The organism is Caulobacter rhizosphaerae (genome assembly GCF_010977555.1).
GTDB lineage: Bacteria > Pseudomonadota > Alphaproteobacteria > Caulobacterales > Caulobacteraceae > Caulobacter > Caulobacter rhizosphaerae.
In genome coordinates, this window is the sequence record NZ_CP048815.1 from 94,888 (window position 1) to 110,337 (window position 15,450).

At 69.3% G+C, this 15,450-nt stretch carries 19 protein-coding genes and 1 pseudogene; 14 read left to right on the forward strand and 6 right to left on the reverse strand.

Features of this window, described 5'->3' with window-relative positions; translation table 11 throughout:
* A complete protein-coding gene (locus tag G3M57_RS00430; RefSeq protein ID WP_056758040.1) occupies window positions 1-606 on the reverse strand; it encodes a DUF4142 domain-containing protein in 606 nt (201 codons plus the stop codon).
* 123 nt (window positions 607-729) lie between these two features.
* On the opposite strand from G3M57_RS00430, the gene G3M57_RS00435 reads away from it, so the two are divergent.
* Both G3M57_RS00435 and G3M57_RS00440 read left to right on the forward strand, forming a co-directional pair.
* Window positions 730-1,926 (forward strand): CaiB/BaiF CoA transferase family protein, encoded by a 1,197-nt coding sequence (locus G3M57_RS00435; RefSeq protein WP_056758036.1) that lies wholly within the window; start codon window positions 730-732, stop codon window positions 1,924-1,926.
* Window positions 1,926-2,339 (forward strand): GFA family protein, encoded by a 414-nt coding sequence (locus tag G3M57_RS00440; protein WP_230983735.1) that lies wholly within the window; start codon window positions 1,926-1,928, stop codon window positions 2,337-2,339. Before G3M57_RS00435 ends, G3M57_RS00440 begins: the two co-directional genes overlap by 1 nt.
* Window positions 2,340-2,783: 444 nt before the next feature.
* On the opposite strand, the pseudogene G3M57_RS27290 reads toward G3M57_RS00440, so the two are convergent.
* Window positions 2,784-2,908 (reverse strand): annotated as a pseudogene (locus G3M57_RS27290) (hypothetical protein); the annotation flags it as partial.
* Between the two features lie 217 nt (window positions 2,909-3,125).
* Complete coding sequence (locus tag G3M57_RS00450; RefSeq protein WP_163228351.1) at window positions 3,126-5,042, reverse strand: HWE histidine kinase domain-containing protein; 1,917 nt, start codon at window positions 5,040-5,042, stop codon at window positions 3,126-3,128.
* A gap of 198 nt (window positions 5,043-5,240) precedes the next feature.
* On the opposite strand from G3M57_RS00450, the gene G3M57_RS00455 reads away from it, so the two are divergent.
* The 3 genes from G3M57_RS00455 to G3M57_RS00465 all read left to right on the forward strand — a co-directional run bounded on the left by G3M57_RS00455 (window position 5,241) and on the right by G3M57_RS00465 (window position 6,741).
* Entirely contained in the window at window positions 5,241-5,627 is a 387-nt protein-coding gene (locus G3M57_RS00455) for a hypothetical protein (protein WP_056758028.1), read from the forward strand.
* The gene (locus G3M57_RS00460; RefSeq protein WP_028040095.1) at window positions 5,624-6,019 is read left to right on the forward strand and encodes a hypothetical protein; all 396 of its coding nucleotides are present in this window, start codon (window positions 5,624-5,626) and stop codon (window positions 6,017-6,019) included. Before G3M57_RS00455 ends, G3M57_RS00460 begins: the two co-directional genes overlap by 4 nt.
* A 104-nt stretch (window positions 6,020-6,123) precedes the next feature.
* Window positions 6,124-6,741, forward strand: a complete 618-nt coding sequence (locus G3M57_RS00465) for a superoxide dismutase (RefSeq protein ID WP_056758024.1) — start codon at window positions 6,124-6,126, stop codon at window positions 6,739-6,741.
* A 14-nt stretch (window positions 6,742-6,755) separates the two neighbouring features.
* On the opposite strand, the gene G3M57_RS00470 is transcribed toward G3M57_RS00465, so the two are convergent.
* Together G3M57_RS00470 and G3M57_RS00475 are read right to left on the reverse strand one after the other, a co-directional pair.
* Window positions 6,756-7,607 carry a metallophosphoesterase family protein gene (locus G3M57_RS00470; protein WP_056758021.1) on the reverse strand — a complete coding sequence of 284 codons (852 nt, stop codon included), beginning with the start codon at window positions 7,605-7,607 and terminating at the stop codon, window positions 6,756-6,758.
* Complete coding sequence (locus G3M57_RS00475; RefSeq protein ID WP_056758019.1) at window positions 7,604-8,452, reverse strand: diacylglycerol/lipid kinase family protein; 849 nt, start codon at window positions 8,450-8,452, stop codon at window positions 7,604-7,606. Before G3M57_RS00475 ends, G3M57_RS00470 begins: the two co-directional genes overlap by 4 nt.
* A 133-nt stretch (window positions 8,453-8,585) precedes the next feature.
* Here G3M57_RS00475 and G3M57_RS00480 point away from each other — a divergent pair, with 133 nt between their 5' ends.
* The 4 genes from G3M57_RS00480 (at window position 8,586) to G3M57_RS00495 (ending at window position 10,260) form a co-directional block, all read left to right on the forward strand.
* Window positions 8,586-8,927, forward strand: a complete 342-nt coding sequence (locus G3M57_RS00480; protein ID WP_028040099.1) for a glycine zipper domain-containing protein — start codon at window positions 8,586-8,588, stop codon at window positions 8,925-8,927.
* A gap of 81 nt (window positions 8,928-9,008) precedes the next feature.
* Window positions 9,009-9,473, forward strand: a complete 465-nt coding sequence (locus G3M57_RS00485) for an OmpA family protein (protein WP_056758016.1) — start codon at window positions 9,009-9,011, stop codon at window positions 9,471-9,473.
* A 313-nt stretch (window positions 9,474-9,786) separates the two neighbouring features.
* Window positions 9,787-9,996 (forward strand): hypothetical protein, encoded by a 210-nt coding sequence (locus tag G3M57_RS00490; RefSeq protein WP_230983736.1) that lies wholly within the window; start codon window positions 9,787-9,789, stop codon window positions 9,994-9,996.
* A 12-nt stretch (window positions 9,997-10,008) separates the two neighbouring features.
* On the forward strand, window positions 10,009-10,260 hold the full coding sequence (locus G3M57_RS00495) for a hypothetical protein (RefSeq protein WP_056758011.1): 252 nt from the start codon (window positions 10,009-10,011) through the stop codon (window positions 10,258-10,260).
* Window positions 10,261-10,355: 95 nt separating this feature from the next.
* Here the strand turns inward: G3M57_RS00495 and phyR are convergent, their stop codons facing one another.
* Window positions 10,356-11,156, reverse strand: a complete 801-nt coding sequence (phyR, locus tag G3M57_RS00500; RefSeq protein ID WP_056758006.1) for an anti-anti sigma factor/receiver protein PhyR — start codon at window positions 11,154-11,156, stop codon at window positions 10,356-10,358.
* Window positions 11,157-11,402: 246 nt separating this feature from the next.
* On the opposite strand from phyR, the gene nepR reads away from it, so the two are divergent.
* The 5 genes from nepR to G3M57_RS00525 all read left to right on the forward strand — a co-directional run bounded on the left by nepR (window position 11,403) and on the right by G3M57_RS00525 (window position 15,442).
* Window positions 11,403-11,588 (forward strand): anti-sigma T factor NepR, encoded by a 186-nt coding sequence (gene nepR / locus G3M57_RS00505; protein ID WP_028040104.1) that lies wholly within the window; start codon window positions 11,403-11,405, stop codon window positions 11,586-11,588.
* Window positions 11,589-11,590: 2 nt separating this feature from the next.
* Entirely contained in the window at window positions 11,591-12,196 is a 606-nt protein-coding gene (locus tag G3M57_RS00510) for a sigma-70 family RNA polymerase sigma factor (protein WP_056758004.1), read from the forward strand.
* On the forward strand, window positions 12,193-13,905 hold the full coding sequence (phyK, locus tag G3M57_RS00515) for a sensor histidine kinase PhyK (RefSeq protein WP_280115556.1): 1,713 nt from the start codon (window positions 12,193-12,195) through the stop codon (window positions 13,903-13,905). The genes G3M57_RS00510 and phyK overlap by 4 nt, the downstream gene beginning before the upstream one ends.
* Before the next feature lie 68 nt (window positions 13,906-13,973).
* A complete protein-coding gene (locus tag G3M57_RS00520; RefSeq protein WP_056757999.1) occupies window positions 13,974-14,108 on the forward strand; it encodes an entericidin A/B family lipoprotein in 135 nt (44 codons plus the stop codon).
* A 278-nt stretch (window positions 14,109-14,386) separates the two neighbouring features.
* Window positions 14,387-15,442, forward strand: a complete 1,056-nt coding sequence (locus tag G3M57_RS00525) for a hypothetical protein (protein WP_163228352.1) — start codon at window positions 14,387-14,389, stop codon at window positions 15,440-15,442.
* Window positions 15,443-15,450 lie beyond the last annotated feature (8 nt).

Genomic DNA, 15,450 nt, shown 5'->3' on the forward strand with positions numbered 1-15,450 from the left:
TTAGTCGGCCTTGTCGAAGCCCTTCTTCAGGCCTTCGGCTTCGTTCAGATGTTCCTGCACGGCCGGGGCCGTGGCGGCGGCGAAGGCCTTGATGGCGGCGGTGTCGCCGTCCTGGGCGTAGCGCTGCATCAGGTTCAGCGCGGCCTGGTGAACGTCGACCTGGTCATCGGCATAGGTCTTGTCAAAGTCCTTGTCGTCGGCCTTGTTCAGGTCATCCAGCTTGTCCTGCAGGTCGGCCGGCAGGGCGGTCGGCGGGGTCAGGGCCGCGCCCGAGGCGGCGATGGCGGCCTTCAGGTCCTCGGTGGTCTTGGTGTGGGCCTTTTCCATCATCGCGGCGAACTTCTTCACCTGGGCGTTGGTCGAGCGCTTGGCGGCGACCTTGGCGGCCTCGATTTCGTACATGTCGGTGGCGGCGGCCTTCTCGACGAAGGTGGCGGCCTTGGTCTCGTCGGACGGGGTCGGGACGGTGGCCGACGGGTTAGCGTCGGGGGTGGCGGCCTGTTCGGCCGGGGTGGCGGCGCCCTTGGTCTCGTCGGACTTCTGGCCGCAGGCGGCGACGCTGAGGGCGGCGATGGCGGCGCCGACGATGAGAAGCTTACGGGTCATGGCTTTCTTTCCCTGCGCGTTTTTCTAGAACGTTGATGGTTCGGGGCGCCGCGCGTGCGCCGACGTGGCATAAGAACTTCACGCGACCGTGATCGGTTCCGTGATCGCAGGGGAAGGAACGGCATGGCCGACGCGCCGCTGAAGGGCCTGCGGGTCATCGAAATGGGCTCGCTGATCGCCGGCCCGTTCTGCGGCCAGGTGCTGGGGGATTTCGGCGCCGAGGTGATCAAGCTGGAGGATCCCAAGGCCGGCGACCCGATGCGCCAGTGGGGTCGCACCAAGCCCAAGGGCCACTCGCCCTGGTGGCCGGTGATCGGCCGCAACAAGAGCTCGGTGACCCTGGACCTGCGCGCCCCGGAGGGCCGCGACGTCGCCCGCGCCCTGATCGCCACCGCCGACGTCGTGGTCGAGAACTTCCGGCCCGGCACGCTGGAGAAGTGGGGCATGGGCTATGACGACCTGGCCAGCACCAATCCCGGCCTGGTCATGGCCCGGGTCTCGGGCTTTGGCCAGACCGGTCCCTATGCCCATCGGGCCGGCTACGCCCTGATCGGCGAGGCCATGGGCGGGCTGCGCCACATCACCGGCGAGGCCGACCGGCCGCCGGCCCGGGCGGGCATCTCGATCGGCGACAGCCTGGCCGGCCTCAACGCCGCCCTGGGGGTGATGATGGCCCTGCACGCCCGCCAGCGGACCGGCAAGGGCCAGGTGGTCGACGCGGCGATCTACGAAAGCGTGCTGACGGTGATGGAGAACCTGATCACCGAATACGACCTGTCGGGCTATGTGCGCGAGCGGTCGGGCGCGATCCTGCCCGGCATCGCCCCATCCAACGTCTATCCCACGCGCAGCGGCGAGCTGATCCTGATCGGCGCCAACCAGGACACCCTGTTCAAGCGCCTGTGCGAGGCCATGGGCCGGCCGGAACTGGCGACGGACGAACGCTACCGCGACCATGCGGCAAGGGGACAAAGCCAGCTGCAGCTGGACGCCACCATCGCCGGCTGGACCGTCGAGCACGACATCGAAACCCTGCTGCCGCTGCTGGAGGACGCCGGCCTGGCCGTCGGCCGGGTCTATCGCGCGCCGGACATGCTCAAGGACCCGCAGTTCGCCGCCCGCCAGTCGATCGTCGAGGTCGCCCATCCGGTGTTCGGCACGGTGAAGATGCAGAACGCCTTTCCCCGGCTGTCCGAAACCCCCGGCGGGGTCCGCTGGCCGGGACCGGCCCTGGGCGAGCACACCGACGCGGTGCTGGGCGCGGTGGCCGGCCTCTCTGCCGAGGCGATCGCCGGCCTGCGGGCCAAGGGGGTGGTATGATGACGGACGCCCCCTACACCGGCGGCTGCCTGTGCGGCGCCCTGCGCTACGAGGCCCGCGGCCAGCCGCTGTACATGGGTCATTGCTACTGCGCCGACTGCCGCAAGGCCTCGGGCTCGGGCTTCATCCCGTTCATGGCCTTCGCGGCCGCCGACCTGACCTTCAGCGCGCCCACCCGGACCTTCACCTGCGTCTCGGCGCGGGGCAGCGACGCGGTGCGCAACAGCTGCCCGACCTGCGCCAGCCTGGTGTTCGGCGGGCCGGTGGGCCAGACCGACTCCCACACGATCTATGCCGGCTCACTGGACGATCCCTCGCTGTTCCGCCCCACCATGGCGATCTTCGCCAAGGGCCGCCCCGACTGGGCGGTGATCCCGGAGGGCCTCGAGGTGTTCGAAGGGCTGCCGGACTGAGGCCGGGGACGCGCACTCACGGCAAGGCGTCGGCCGGACGGGCAGGGTGTTTGCGGTGAGTGCGTATCCCCACCTCCCTGTCGGGGACACGCCGCAAGGGCGCGTCCCCAGTCGTGCGCTTATCCTTGGCCTATCGGCGACAGACACGAGCAAAATCAACGCCCTGAACTTTCTCGACCCCAATCTGTCCTCACCCTTCAAACCTCCCTTATCCTGACCCCACCTCGTTGCATGGAAAGGGCGCATGGCCAGCGACCGATGCGGCGGCGGGGGGCGATCGAGCGGGACTGGGCTGGAGGGGGTTACTCCAGCGTGTCCGGGGCCTTCCATCGTTGGGAAGCCCGCCCGCCGTCGGCGTCGAACGGGGACAAAGCGCGAGTATGCCCATAGGCCCGCGCCCCCGGCGTCCGGTTTCTCCCGAAAGGGATCGAGACCGGGTCCGGCTAAGCCTCAACAGGGCTGCCCACCGGACGCTGGCGGATAACGAGCGCGCGGAGCGATCGGCTTCGTCGAAACGGTATTTATCAAAGAACTCCGGACGATGTCCGGCGCTCCGCGTCCCTTTCCATACCTTCAGCGGGAGATCGCGTGAGGCGGCCAAGCCGTGCCCATCACATCCTCCCCCTGTGGGGGAGGTGTCGCCCAAGGGGCGACGGAGGGGGGAGTGATCGGCCGATGGCCGCAACCCGGATCTTCGATCTCAAAACTCCCCCCACCGATCGCTGCGCGATCGCCTCCCCCACAGGGGGAGGATCTTCGAAAAGCGGTCCGAAAGTGATGGAGCCCCTACCGCCCCGTCACCGAGGCCAGGGCCCGGGCGATCTGGTGGACGTTGTAGGGCTTGCGGACGATCGGGGCGTCGAAGCCCATCGGGGCGGCCTTGTCGGCGTAGCCGGTGGCGAACACGAACGGGCGGCCCTCGCGGCGCAGCACCTCGGCGACCGGGGCCACCGACTGGCCGTTGAGGTCGGCGTCCAGGACGGCGGCGTCGAACGTCAGCTCCAGCATCTGCAGCGCCTCGGGCAGTTCCGCCGCGCAGCCCACCACCTCGACGCCGGAATCCTCCAGCCCCGCCTCCAGCTCCATGGCCAGCAGCAGCGAGTCCTCGACGATCAGCACCCTCAGGCCCGCGATATCGCCGGCCCTGAAGGTGTCGTCGCCGCCGCCCACCGTCTCGACGATGCGCTGGTCTGGCGCGGCGGCCGGCTCGTCGGGCTCGGGCTCGTCGACCAGGGCGTCGGGAGCGGCGTGGATCATCGCCGTCACGCCGCTGCGCTTGTATTCGACGGTGGCCCGCCCGCCCAGCTCGCGGCCGACCACGTCCTCGATCAGGGTCATGCCGAAGCCGCGCACCTCCGGCGGCGAGGTCATCGGCCCGCCGGTCTCCAGCCATTCCAGATTGAAGCCGCCGCCGGGCGCCACGCGCCAGACCACCTCGACCCGGCCGCTCTCGACCGACAGCGACCCGTACTTGACGGCGTTGACCGCCAGTTCGTGCAGGGTCAGCGACAGGGCGGCCGCCGCGCGCGGCGTCAGGAACAGCTCCGGCCCGTCCCAGCGCGTCTGGTTCGGCGCCAGCCCGCCCAGCTCGGCCGCCGCGATCCGCGCCAGGGTGGCGCCGCGCCAGCGGGCGGCGCTGAGCAGGTCGTGGGCCGAGCTCATCGCCTTCAGCCGGCCGTTGAACGCCTTAAGGAAACCATCCAGCGACGAGGCCTTGCGGGCCGATTGGCCGGCTACGGACTGCACGGCGGCCAGGATGTTCTTGATCCGGTGGTCCAGCTCGGTCAGCAGGTTCTCGCGCTGGTCGTCGGCGTCCTTGCGGGCGGTAACGTCCTGGACCACGCCGATCAGCCGCAACGGCCTGTCGTCGGCGTCGCGGACCAGCAGCCCGGCCACGCGGTTCCAGATCACCCGGTGGGGATCGGACGACACGCGGCGGAACTCGACCTCGTAGCGGCCCTGGGCCTTCAGCTGAGCCTCGACCTCCTCGCGGACCATCTCGCGGTCGTCGGGATGGATGAAGCCGTACAGCGCCTCGCCGCGTTCGGCCGGCGCCACGCCCTCGGGGACTTCGGTGATCGACGCCATCCGGGCGCTGACCCGCACCGTGTCGGTCGCCATGTCCCAGACGAACTCGCCCAGGTTGGCGGCGTGCAGGGCCAGGGCGATCCGTTCGCTGTCCAGCGCCCGCTCGGCGACGTTGCGGGCGGTCTCGGCGTCGTGCAGCAGCTCTTCCATCGCCAGGGCGGCCAGGTCGGCCAGGGCGTCGGCCAGGCCGGGTTCGACGGTCTCCCGGGGCGCGGGATCCTCGACGGTCAGCAGGCCGACGATCTCGCCCGAAGCGGTCTTCAGGGGCGCGCAGGCGAAAAAGCGGCTGTCGGCGCACCAGGGGCGCAGGGTCTGGTCGGGATCGGCGGCGAGGTCGGGATGGGCCACCACGCCGCTTTCGCGCATCCGTTCGGCCAAGCCGGCGGGACGCGGCTCCTCGATATGACCGAAACCGACCTTGGCCTTCAGCCAGACGCGGTCCTTGCCGACCAGGCGGATCGCCGCCCGCGGCGCGCCGAACAGCCGCGAGGCCAAGCGCACGATTCGATCGAACCGGGGGTCGGCCGGGTCGCCGTCAAAGGCGTGAAGGGCGTCGAGGGCGCGCAGCCGTCGCGCCTCGTGATCGTCCGCCAGCGTTGCGCCCGCATCGTCCATGATTCGACCATAGACCGGGTTCGCCTGACGCGCGAGATCGATAAAGGCGACGCCCGCCGCCCCGCGCCGAAGATCCCCTGTGGTGAAGCTCAAACCTTGAGGCTACAATGGAACTCGTCGCCTCGGCTTCGCGTTGTGCGGGCGCAGCTTTGCAGCTGCCCGCCCCCCGTAAAGTCGAGCCGCGAACCGGAGATCATCATGCCCGATAACGCCCTCAATCCCGCCCTGAAGGAAGCCAACAAGGCCTCGTCGAACGCCGGCGCGGCTCTTGACCATGCCGAGCGCAGCTTCGGCGAGGCGGCCAGCGCCGCCCGCGGCAACTTCGGCGAGGCCGCCGCCGCGGCCAAGGCCAACCTGGCCGACGCCGCCAAGCGCATCGAAGCCTCCCTGACCCAGGGTCTCGAGACCCTGCGCGCCCAGACCCGCACCTATACCGACACCGCCGGCCAATCGGTCGACGAGGCTGGCCGCTATGTCAGCGAGCGGGTCCGCGAGCGGCCGATCACGGCCACCCTCGCCGGCCTCGGCGTCGGCGTCCTGCTGGGCCTGCTGCTGGCCGGAAACCGCGGCGGCCGCGACAAGTGATCTTTGGCAAGACCCTGACGACGCTGGCAGCGGCCGCGGCGATCGCCGCGGCCGCTGCCGTGAGCGTGTTCGCCGCGGCCTTCGCGCTGTTCGCGGTGCTGCAGCCCCATCTCGGCGCCGCCGGCGCGGCGGCGGTGGTCGCCGCGGTCGCCGCCGCCATCGTCGGGCTGGCCGGCCTGCTGGCCGCGCTCAAGGCCGAGGAAAAGGCCCGACCCGCACCTGCGCCGGACGCTTTCGCCTTTGCTGAAAAGGCCATCGAAATGGTCAAGGATCGGCCGATCCTCACCGTCGGCGCCGGCCTGGCGGCGGGGATCATCGCCTTCCGCAACCCCGCGCTGGCTGCGATCGTCGCTAAGGCGCTGCTGGATTCGCAGAAACCGCCGCCGCGCTAGTGACAATCGACAACTAGCGACAATCGACAAGACGAGCCTTTCCCGCCTCTGGTTTTCTGGGCCTCCCGGCCCATCTTCCGGGGGCGTTTTGCCCTGGAGCGATCATGTTCAAACTCCCCGACCTGCCCTACGCCTATGAAGCCCTGGAGCCGACCATCTCGGCCAACACGCTTCATTTCCACCATGACAAGCACCACGCGGCCTATGTGAACGCGCTGAACGGCCTGCTGCCGGAAGGCGACAAGCGTCCGCTGGAAGCGGTGATCCGCGAAGCCGGCCCCGGCAAGGTGTTCAACAACGCCGCCCAGGCCTGGAACCACGCGTTCTTCTGGGACTGCATGAGCGCCGACAAGGCCGCGCCGTCGGCCGAGCTGACCGCCGCCATCAACGAGGCGTTCGGCGACCTGGCGGGCCTGAAGGAAAAGTTCGTCGCCGAGGGCGTCGGCCATTTCGGCTCGGGCTGGGTGTGGCTGGCCGTGCAGGAGGGCAAGCTGGTGGTGCTCTCGACCCACGACGCCGACGACACCCTGACCAAGCCCGGCGTCACCCCGCTGTTGGTCTGCGACCTGTGGGAGCACGCCTACTACCTGGACCACCAGAACAACCGGAAGGGCTTCCTGGAAGCCTGGTTCGACGTCCTGCCCAACTGGACGTTCGCCGACGCCCAGTTCGCCGCGGCCAAGGGCCAGGGCGCGGCCTGGACCTATCCCGAGCCGGCCTAACCAGCCTCGGCTGTCTAGACCTGCAGCGGCGCGACCTCGGTCGCGCCGCTTTCGTTTGGGCCCTTGGGTACGCAGCGCCGCGGAACCGACCAGGTCCGGAAGGTCACGAACTGGGTGCGCTCGAAGGCCAGGGCCGTGATGCGGATGTCGACATCGTCAACCTCGATCAGGTTGAAGCTGGGCGGCACGCCCCGCTCGCGCACCGACAGCGTCCCCGAGCCGACCGCCTGGGTGCAGCCGTCCGAGAACGGATAGGGATGCACGAACGGCGCGTGGATGTGGCCGGTCAGGACCAGGTCCACCCCGGCGTGGGAGAAGGCCTGGGCGGCCGCCGTGCCGCCATGCACCCGGGCGGTCATCGGCCCGCCGAGCATCTCGATCAGCGGATGGTGGCAGACCACGATCTTCAAGGCCCCGGGGGCGGCGCCCTTCAGGTCGGCGCAGACCTCGCGGACCTGGCGGCGTGAGACCGCGCCCTTCGACCAGTTCAGCCGCAACTGGAAGGCGCGGGCCGAGTTGAGGGTGACGACGGTGGCCCGCGGGTCGTCCCAGTCGCTGTTCATCCGCTCACCGAACCGGTCCTCATACCGCCGCCAAGGCGCGACCAGCCGGGTCAGGATCTCGCGAGGACCCGCGAACGGCGTGTCGTGATTGCCCGGCGTGACCAGTCGCGGGCCCGGCAGGCGGTCCAGCCAGGCCTGGGCGGCGTCGAACTCCTCGACCTTGCCGTCCTTGGTCAGGTCGCCGGCGGCGATCACAAGGTCGGGTCGTTCGGCGTGGATGCGCTCGACCGCCGCCTCGACGGCGGCCTTGTGCTCGCCACCGAAATGGATGTCGGACACCTGGACCAGCTTGAGCGGTCTCATGGGGCGGGAACCAGGGCGCGGAAAGCCTTGGGGCGGAAGCGGATGGCAACGGCGTCGTCCAGCCGCACCGGCTCGCCATCGAGGATGGCCGGGATCCGCCCCCCGGCCCAGACCTTGCCGATCCGGCAGCGGCCGACGATCACCGACGGGTCGTTGCGCCAGTTGCCGGTCACGGTGTTGACCCCAAGGCGGAAGATGTCCAGCGCCCCGGCCGGATCCAGGGCGGCGGCCTCCAGGGCCTGCTCGTCAGCGTGCAGATCGGCCGAGACCAGGGGGCAGAGCAGGCTGAGGGCCTCGGTCTTGCCCTTGGGGCGGCCGTCCAGCACGTAGCGCAGCCGGCTGGAGAAGGCGCGGCGCATGGCCCGGCGGGCGCGCAGCAGCGCCAGGTCGGCTCGCCCCGCCCGCGCCGCCTCGCGAGCCTCGGCCCACAGGGCGGGACTGCCCAGGATGGCGGCGACGAAGAACAGCCGGCCGTTGATCTCGCCGCCGGAGATCATCCGTTCCTGGCCGCTCTTCAGGCAGTTGGCCATGGCCTCTGGCCAGGGGATGGCGCCGTACAGGGCGTGGGGCAGCATGTTCATGGTGCCGCCCGGCAAGGGTGCGATCATGGGACCGTCGGGGCCGGCCATCTCCGCGGCCGCCCGGGCGGTGCCGTCGCCGGCCACCACCAGCAGGGCGTCGGGCCGGGAGTCGAGGGCGTCGCGCAGGCAGGCGGTCAGCTCGCCTTCGCCGGGGGCGTGGACTCGTCCGGTGACTCCGTGTTCGGCCAGGATGGCCTCGGCCTGGGCCGGAGCCTCCCGGCCCACCGAACCGGAAGCGATGTTGGTGACGACTTCCACACGCATGCAGGATTCCAGGGAGCGCGAATGCGCAAGGAAGGTTCGAGACCACAAACGGCGGCGCTTGGCTGGGGTTCCCGGAACCGTTGAGCCGCGCGGCTCGTTTGCAGCGTGGGACAAGCTCGAACGGAGAGCCACGATGAACAAGACCTTGATCGCCCTCTTGGGCGTCGGCGTGCTGGCCAGCGCTTGCACCGCCACCGGCAACACCGAACGCAACGCCGCCGGCGGCGCGGCCCTGGGAGCCCTGGCGGGCGCGATCGTCGGCAACAATGTCGGCGGCGGCAGCGCCACTACGGGCGCGGCGGTTGGCGCGGCCCTGGGCGGCACCGTCGGGGCCGTGAAGGGCTGCCGCGAGGACGGCGGTTGCGGCGCCACCAACGTCAATCGCCGTCAATACTATGACGAGCGCGCCGGACGGTATTACTACTACGACTCGCGTAGCGGTCGTTACTACTGGGAAGACGGCAGCCCCCGTTAAGTCGGGCCAGGCCGAACCCTCGTAAAGGCGGTCGGCGCGCGTCGGCCGCCTTTTGCGCGCCGTGGCGTCAGAGAGGGCAAGATGAAGACGATCGGACGGGCGATAATCGGCGTGGCGGTCCTGGGGGGGCTGGTGGCGGGATGCGTGAGCCATCCCGGACCCAAGTCGCGGTCCCAGATCGTGCAGATGGCTCCGAGCTGCGAAGACTTCTCAGTCCAGATCTATTTCGAAAGCCGCTCGGCCCAGCTAACCGACGAGGCGCGCTCGGTGCTGAAGGGCGCCGACGCCCTGGCCACGGGCTGCAAGGTCGCCTCGGTGAGGGTCGTGGGCCTGGCCGACGCGGTCGGCGCTCCCGACGCCAACCTGGCGCTGTCCAAGCAGCGCGCCGAGGTCGTGACGCGGGCCTTGGACAAGATGGGCTACAGCAACGTAGCTTTCGATGTCGGGGCTGCGGGTGACGCCGGCGCCATGACCAACGACGGCGAGAACCGGCCCCTGCGGCGGCAGGCCGACATCCGTTTTGATCTGGACGGAAAGTTGCGCTAGCGGAGATTTTCCGCAAGCGCGCATGAAAAAGGCGGATCCGATGGGGTCCGCCGAAAGGCCTTACAAGGGATAGGGTGCGGAGGCGGCAGGCTGGCTTTCACCAGCCTCAAGTCGGGGGGGCGTCGCCGCCTCCGCAATTCAAAAACGTCGCGCCCCAAGAGCGGTTCCCGCCGCCCGAAACTTTTTTCGCCCATGCCGCGATTATTTTCGCGGCCGGTCCCCGCGACCTCGGAGAGGCCGGAGGGAACGGCGCGGAGAACGACACGTTGATTTCCCGAAGGCCACCTTGGCCTCGCACAGGGGAGCAACGTTCGTGATCCGCACCTATCAAGCCGAGCATGGTGGACCGATCTTCGACAGCGCGCGAACGCGTCGGCGGAGAGTCCAGCGCAATCGGATGATGGCCTTGGCGGTAATCGTCGCCATAGCGGCGTCAGCGGGCGTTCTCCAGCACTTCAACGACAACCTCGCTCCCAGCGGCCCGGTGAAGTCCGGCTCGGGAGTCTATTCCGCCGCCCGCTAAGGAGGCTATGAGATGCCCGCCGACCTCGAACACCCTCATCCCGCCGTCAACGCAACCCGCGCTCGCCAAGGTCGCTGGGGCAAGCATGTCTTCTGGGTGCTGGTTATCTCAACCGTGCTGGCCGCCGCGGCGCTGTTCGGGGCCTGGGGGTTGCGCTCGGGCGATATCGCCCGGGTCGAGCACACGCGCGGCGCGACGACCACTCAGGAAGCCGAGCATTATTCCACCGGTCAGGCGCCGGTGAAGCAAACGCCCTCCAGCTAGCCTGACGTCACGGCCCCGATGTCGCGTTCAAGAAAAAGGCCCCGGTGAAAACCGGGGCCTTGTCGTTTCGCACCTGAGTTCGGCAAGGGGCGGGATCAGGCCGCCTTCTGCGTCCGGCGCGGGTGGAAGAACAGCGCTTGGCCGATCGCCGCCTTGACCGTCTCCGGCTGGAAGGGCTTGGTGATCAGGAACGTCGGCTCTGGGCGTTCGCCGGTCAGCAGTCGCTCAGGGAAGGCGGTGATGAAGATCACCGGCACGTCCAGGCGGGCCAGGATGTCCTTGACGGCGTCGATGCCAGACGAGCCGTCGGCCAGCTGGATGTCGGCGAGCACCAGTCCGGGTGTACGGCGCGTCACCGCATCGACCGCCTCGCCGCGGGTGGCGGCGATGTCGATCACGTCGTGACCCAGTTCCTTGACGAGCGCTTCGATGTCGGCCGCGATCACGGGCTCATCCTCGATGATCAGGACCTCGGTAGCGAGTTCGGCGTCGATTTCGGCCTGGGCTTCGGCGATCAGCCGCTCGACCTCGGCGAAATCACAATCCAGGATCTGCGAGGCTTCCGTGGGGGTGAAGCCCTCGAGAGCGGTAAGCAGGAAGGCCTGGCGCGACCGCGGCGCGATCCGCATCAGGCGCTGCGAAGCGTCGTCGGCTGCGTTGGCGACATCATCGCGCCGAGCCTCCAACTGAGCGCCCGAAGACAACCAGATCGCATGGAACACGCGATACAGCGCGACCCGCGGCGACAAGTTGACATCCAGCGATCGTTCGCCAGCGGCCAGGGCTTCGAGGGCGACGCGAACATAGTGGTCGCCAGTGGTCTGGTCGCCGGTCAGCGCGCGGGCATAGCGACGAACGTAAGGCAAGTGCGGCGCCAGCCGGGCAAGAAGACTCATGACCCCTCCCGTGTGAGTGTCTTCGGATACAAAAAAAGCCTGCGGTGCGGCAAAGCTACGCCGTTTGGCTATCCGAACATAAACGCGACCCTTGGACGCCGGTTCCATGGCGGCTTCCGGCGCGATAACAATTTTGCCATCATATGCTCAAGCTTGTGGAACCCCATAGGGAATCCGACGTTGTCATCCGGCGTACACTCATTCGGCCAAAGGGGGCGGGCGCCGCGTCTTGTCGGCGTCGAGGACATGATCGAACACGTACCCATGGAAGATCACCGCAAAGGGGCGGCCGCGCTCGACGAGGCGCGGCTTCGCCAGCAGGCTATTGGCGTCAAGCTTCGTCAGATGTTCGACGAAGTGGTGAACGAGCCGGTGCCCGACGAGTTTCTGGACATCCTGCGCAAGGCCGAAACGCCTTCGGGAGAGCGTTGAGCATGAGCGAAACGCAAGTTGGCCGGTCACCGTTCGATCCGGCCCGTGACGAGACCTTCAAGAAGGAGCTCGTCACGCTGATTCCGCATCTTCGCGCCTTCGCCCGTACGCTGACCGGCGACCCGACTGCGGCGGACGATCTGGCGCAGGACGCCATGATGAAGGCCTGGGACGCCCGCGCCAGTTTCCAGCTCGGCACCAACATGAAGGCCTGGACCTTCATGATCCTGCGCAACCAGTTCTATTCCGAGAAGCGCCGGTCCTGGCGTCAGAGCCAGCTCGACCAGGAGGCGGCCGAACGCACCCTGGTGGCGGTGGACGACCCCGAGGCGCCGGTCGCCCTCGACGAACTTCGGCTCAGCCTGTCCATGTTGCCGCCGGAACAGCGCGAAGCCCTGATCCTGGTCGGAGCCGGCGGTTTCGCCTACGAAGAGGCCGCCGAGATCTGCGGCTGCGCCGTGGGTACGGTGAAGAGCCGGGTCAGCCGGGCGCGGCGAGCCCTGCAGGCGATCCTCGAGGCCGGCGCCTATGACCGCGACGGCGCCGCCGCCGGCGACGCCATGTACGCCATCCTGGCCGACGCGGAGAGACTGAGCACCCTGCGGTGAAGCCCCTCCCCAGGCGAGGAGCCGGAGCGGTCGGGTCCATTCGGGTCCGGCTTGCCGGCGCATTGTTTCTCGCCCTATTGCCGGTTCTGATCCTCGGCGTGCTGCAATCGGTCTTCGCGTTCAAGGCGGAGGCCGATTCGCGCCGCCAGAGCCTGGAACTGGCGGCCGGCCGAAGCGCCGCGATCGCCCGCGCCCGCATCGAAGCCGCCGGCGTCCTGCTCCAGACCCTCGGACCGGGTTCCGTCGGGCTGGAATGCACCCAGCGCCTGGACACGGTGAAGCAGCGCCTGCCCGGCTACGCCAATCTGATCCGGTTCGACGCCTATGGCCGGGTGTCGTGCGCGGCCGCCACGACGCCGCCCGACGCCATGCGGGCCAATCGGCGGTGGTTCCAGCGTCTCGCCGCCGGGTCGCACATGGTGGTGGCCAGCATCCCCGGCGTGACCTACGCCGACGAGCCCGCCGTCCTGACCGCGGTTCGAGCCGAAAAGCGCGATGGCCGCTTCGACGGGGCCATGGCCGCCGTGCTCACCCTGTCGACCATCCAGCCCGAGACCGCCAACCGCTATCTGCCGGGCGGGGCGGAGGTGGCCCTGGCCGATTCCGAAGGCCATGTGTTCGCGGCCACCAACCGGCGAGCCTTCGGAACGCCGTCCACGGCCTGGCGGGACCAGACCCTCAGGAGCGGCTCGGCGCTGTGGTCGGGTCGCGACGCCGACGACCGTCCGCGGGACTTTTCGGCCGCGCCTTTGGTCGGGCAGGAGGTGTTCGTGATCCTGTCGGCCAAGGCCCCGGGCCTGGCCTCGTGGGCCTGGCTGAACCCGATGCTGCGCCTGCTGGCGCCGCTGCTGGCCTTCGTCCTGGCCCTGGCGGCGGTGCTCTACGCCACCGAGCAGGCGGTGATCCGCTGGATCGTCTATCTGCGGCGGGTCGCGGCCATCTACGCCCGGGGCCGGTTCACCGTGCGGCCCCTGCAGGCCGAGCGCGCGCCGCCCGAGATTCGCGAGCTGGCCGCCACCCTGGACGACATGGCCGCCGGCATCGTCGCCCGTGACGCCTCCCTGCGCGACAGCCTGGGCGAGAAGGACGCGCTGATGCGCGAGATTCACCATCGGGTGAAGAACAACCTGCAGATCATCTCCAGCCTGCTGAACATGCAGCAGCGCGCCCTGACCGATCCCGCCGCGCGCACCGCCCTGAACGACACCCGCCAACGGATCACCGCCCTGGCCCAGATCTACCGCGCGCTCTATCAAGGCCCCGACCTCAAGCGGGTGGACCTGCGACCGTTCCTGGAGGAACTGACCGCCCTGCTGCTGGCCGGGGACATGTCGAGCGGCGGGGCGATCCGCACCGAGGTCCACGCCGATCCGCTGGTCATCGACCCGGACCGCCTGGCGCCCCTGGCGCTGTTCGCCGTCGAAGCCATCACCAACGCCCAGAAGCACGCCCTGGCCGAACGCGGCGGCACGCTGACCGTCGACTTCTTCGTCCGTGGCGAGCAGGCGGAGCTGGCGATCGGCGACGACGGCCCGGGCGCGCCCAAGGGGCCGGTCGAGGGCGTCGGCCGAACCCTGATGACCGCCTTCGCCCGGCAGCTGCGCGGCAAGCTGCTGTTCGACACCTCGCCGGCCGGCGGCCTGCTGGTGCGCCTGGTGTTCCCGACTCCGGAAGCGCCGCCGGCCGAGCCCGCCGCCGCCGGAACCTAGGCGGGAGCCCCACGTTCAAGAGGGGCAATACCTTAGACGCCCATTCGGGCGATCACCGGAGAAGACCCATGCGCAAGCTCATCATTCTGGCCGCGATCGCCGCGAGCCTCACCGTCGCCGCCTGTAACACCGTCGAGGGCGCCGGCAAGGACGTCTCGTCGGCGGGCGCCGCCGTCAGCGACACCGCCAAGGACGCCAAGTAGTTCCTGGCCAAAATCCAAAGACACGGTCCTGAACGAGCCCGCCGATCCTGGATCGGCGGGCTTCTTCATGACGTCCATCATCAGACCCCGCCTTTTGGTTTCGTTTCGGCCATGCAATCTCGAGGCGATCTGGCGACCCATGGCAACGGTTGGTGACAAGCCAGCCCAGTTGTGGCGTCCGGGTTACAAATCTCCCCTCAACCTGACCTGAACCGATATCGGCCAGCCAAGCTGGCCCTTCAGCCTGTGGTCGTTCGTCCCACGGGTGTGATCTCCAATTGCCGCGTTCCTCGTCCGCGCCGATCTTCGTTCATAGCGGCTGGCGGTGTTCCAGCACCTATGTTTGGCACCGCTTCCGGGCCGTCCCCACGGTGACGGCCTATTACGAGCCGTGGCACGAGCAACTGGCAGGGCTGACGCCGGAACGGATCGAGCGCGAACGGCCGGCTACCAGCGGCCTGCGCCACCCAAACGAGGGCTTGCCCTACCTGTCGGAATTCGCCGGCTTGCTGCGGCCGGATGGCGGCGTCCACGGCTTCGAGACGCGCTTGGCGCTGGACGAATATTTCCTGCCCGCCGACCAGGAGGACCCAGGCCAAGCCGCCTATGTCGAGACGTTGATCGGGGCGGCGCGGCGTGAAGGGCGAACGCCGGTGCTGGCCTGCTGCCGGACGCTGGGCCGGATCGGCTGGCTGCGGCGGCGGTTCGGCGGCACTCATATCGTGCTGATCCGCGATCCGGTGCAGCAGTGGCGATCGTTCTACTCGCTGCGCAAACGGCCCCGGCCGACCTATTTCGAGCTCTGCCAATACGTGATCCTGTCCGAGGCGGCGGGCGGCGAAGCGGGGGCCCGGCGGCTCGGCCTGCAGGCCGGAACGGGCGACTTGGCCGACCGCATCCACGCGGTGCGCAAGCGGCTGAAGCGGGCCCCCGCCCGGGTGTCGTTCGCCGCGTTCCTGGCGGTCTACGTGCTGTCCTATGTGGCGGCCCTGCCGCGCGCCGACCTGGTGATCGACGTCGACCGGCTGGGCGGCGATCCCGAATACGCCCGCACCATGGCCACGGCGGTCGAGGTGCTGACCGGGGTGAAACTGGACTTCGCCGACTGCCGCACGCCCCCGCCGCACGCCGGCAGGCTGCCGGTCGACTACCGAAAGGAAGCGGTGGCGATGATCGAGGCGCTGGACCTCTCGGAGGTGCTGACGGCGCCGGGACCGATCCAGACCCTCTATCGCAAGCTGGTCAGGGCGCTGCCGGAGCGCGAGACCGTCACGCCCTGGCGGCGCCTACTGGCGTTCTGGCGCGGCAAGGGGTTGAGCCTCGCCGAGGCCTAGTGGAACGC

What these genes read in the sequence shown, in the direction of transcription:
- G3M57_RS00510 (WP_056758004.1), top strand. Translation starts at nt 11,591, where the DNA reads ATGAGCGAAACGCAAGTTGGCCGGTCACCGTTCGATCCGGCCCGTGAC.
- G3M57_RS00465 (WP_056758024.1), top strand. Translation starts at nt 6,124, where the DNA reads ATGTTCAAACTCCCCGACCTGCCCTACGCCTATGAAGCCCTGGAGCCG.
- G3M57_RS00480 (WP_028040099.1), top strand. Translation starts at nt 8,586, where the DNA reads ATGAACAAGACCTTGATCGCCCTCTTGGGCGTCGGCGTGCTGGCCAGC.
- G3M57_RS00470 (WP_056758021.1), bottom strand. Translation starts at nt 7,607, where the DNA reads ATGAGACCGCTCAAGCTGGTCCAGGTGTCCGACATCCATTTCGGTGGC.
- G3M57_RS00495 (WP_056758011.1), top strand. Translation starts at nt 10,009, where the DNA reads ATGCCCGCCGACCTCGAACACCCTCATCCCGCCGTCAACGCAACCCGC.
- G3M57_RS00455 (WP_056758028.1), top strand. Translation starts at nt 5,241, where the DNA reads ATGCCCGATAACGCCCTCAATCCCGCCCTGAAGGAAGCCAACAAGGCC.
- G3M57_RS00450 (WP_163228351.1), bottom strand. Translation starts at nt 5,042, where the DNA reads ATGGACGATGCGGGCGCAACGCTGGCGGACGATCACGAGGCGCGACGG.
- G3M57_RS00435 (WP_056758036.1), top strand. Translation starts at nt 730, where the DNA reads ATGGCCGACGCGCCGCTGAAGGGCCTGCGGGTCATCGAAATGGGCTCG.
- G3M57_RS00485 (WP_056758016.1), top strand. Translation starts at nt 9,009, where the DNA reads ATGAAGACGATCGGACGGGCGATAATCGGCGTGGCGGTCCTGGGGGGG.
- nepR (WP_028040104.1), top strand. Translation starts at nt 11,403, where the DNA reads ATGATCGAACACGTACCCATGGAAGATCACCGCAAAGGGGCGGCCGCG.
- G3M57_RS00440 (WP_230983735.1), top strand. Translation starts at nt 1,926, where the DNA reads ATGACGGACGCCCCCTACACCGGCGGCTGCCTGTGCGGCGCCCTGCGC.
- phyR (WP_056758006.1), bottom strand. Translation starts at nt 11,156, where the DNA reads ATGAGTCTTCTTGCCCGGCTGGCGCCGCACTTGCCTTACGTTCGTCGC.
- G3M57_RS00520 (WP_056757999.1), top strand. Translation starts at nt 13,974, where the DNA reads ATGCGCAAGCTCATCATTCTGGCCGCGATCGCCGCGAGCCTCACCGTC.
- G3M57_RS00430 (WP_056758040.1), bottom strand. Translation starts at nt 606, where the DNA reads ATGACCCGTAAGCTTCTCATCGTCGGCGCCGCCATCGCCGCCCTCAGC.
- G3M57_RS00475 (WP_056758019.1), bottom strand. Translation starts at nt 8,452, where the DNA reads ATGCGTGTGGAAGTCGTCACCAACATCGCTTCCGGTTCGGTGGGCCGG.